Below are 1,466 nucleotides of genomic sequence, written 5' to 3' on the forward strand. Positions count from 1 at the left end.
GGTTCTTCGTCAACTGTTGTTGGTGAACAAAATATTGGAGTTCTAATCACTTGGTGATTAGGGCTCTTTTTGTATGAACTCGAAAAGCGAACAGCACTCTTAGCCGGAATCTGAAGAAGTTTCGGTAACCAAATCCAGTGCGCTTAATGACTTTAATCTTGTTGTTTGAACCTTCTAAGGGCCCGTTGGTGTAGTGGTGGGTGAAAGTGTTGCCAATTTCATCATGATGAGCCGCCAAGGTTTGGAGGGCTGCCAACATCTCTTCCGAGCACCCCTGCAGGTGGTGAAAGGCTTGATTATAGTTGGGCCAGTCGCGGTTTTTGATGGTTTCACGTAACCAATTCATCACGTCGTAAGTTTGCTTGAGCTCGGGATCAATGTCCAGTAAAGCATCAACCACATCCGTGGCAGTTGCCGGATAAGGGAAGTTTGTCCACTTGCGGAAAGCCTCGTAGTTAAGGTGATTGGCCGGCGTTAATAATAGTTTCCAATAGCGTTTCAAGGCGTGATACTGGCGCGAGGAAGTGGCCAGGGTTTTCATGAGACGCACTCGCGTCTTGTTAAAAGCCCGGTTTAAAGCGTTAACTAAGTGAAAAGGATCAATAACAACGATGGCGTTCGGGAAGATCTGCCCAACCAATTTGGGATAGGTATAGTTCATATCGGTGACGATAATTTTCACATTTTCTCGTGCGGCTTGGTCATAATGCTGGAAATACTTTTGAAGCTGATAGATGGTTCTAAAGGGCAATAGGTCAATTAATTCGTGGGTTTCGGCGTCCATAAATTCAAAGCTCATCGCGTCGGTGGCACTCTTAGTGCTTTTAACTTCGTCCATGAGGAGAACTTTGGGTAAGTAGTGCCAGTTGGTTTTAAAGTCCCGTTCAGCCCGTAAGAGCTGCCGACCAACGAATGAATCCGAAGTGGACAATTCATTGGCAATGTGTTTGAGGCTCACTGGTTCCGTTAACTTCTCTAAACATTGTTTCCGGGTTGTATTTGAAATCGTGCAGTGCTTCGGCACTGCACTCGTCTGCGCCAGGAAGTTGGTATGACAAGCCTTACAGTGAAAGTTTCGCCGATTGAGGCATAGGATAACCGTGCTGCCCAATGTTTTAGCGAATCTAATGGTGGTCCTTCGCCAACCATAGCCAATGATCTGGTGATCATTAATAACCCCACAGTTGCGGCAAGCCTTGGGGGAATAGTTCAGCGACCCGTTTAATCGGATCACCCCATCATCACCTATTTTGCCATTCTCAATTTTTAAGTGTTTATCATCTATTCCTAACAACATTTTCGTAGTATCATTTGACATAGGGCATTTCCTTCTTTCTCTAAAATCTTCGTGGTTGTTGGTTTTGATGAACGGACAGGAAATGTCCGCTTTTTTATTCTAATGAAAAACAAAAAATCTGTCATCAGTAATAGATAAAAATCTATTACCAACAACAGATATTGTAGAG

The 1,466-nt window shown here is 44.1% G+C and carries 1 protein-coding gene; it reads right to left on the minus strand.

Annotation, left to right across the window (positions count from 1 at the left end):
- Window positions 1-46: 46 nt before the first annotated feature.
- A complete protein-coding gene (locus LKE01_RS11785) occupies window positions 47-1,318 on the minus strand; it encodes an ISL3 family transposase (protein WP_054769919.1) in 1,272 nt (423 codons plus the stop codon).
- Window positions 1,319-1,466: the final 148 nt, after the last annotated feature.

The sequence above is a fragment of the Lentilactobacillus kefiri genome (assembly GCF_007989105.1).
In the GTDB taxonomy this organism is placed as follows: Bacteria; Bacillota; Bacilli; order Lactobacillales; family Lactobacillaceae; genus Lentilactobacillus; species Lentilactobacillus kefiri.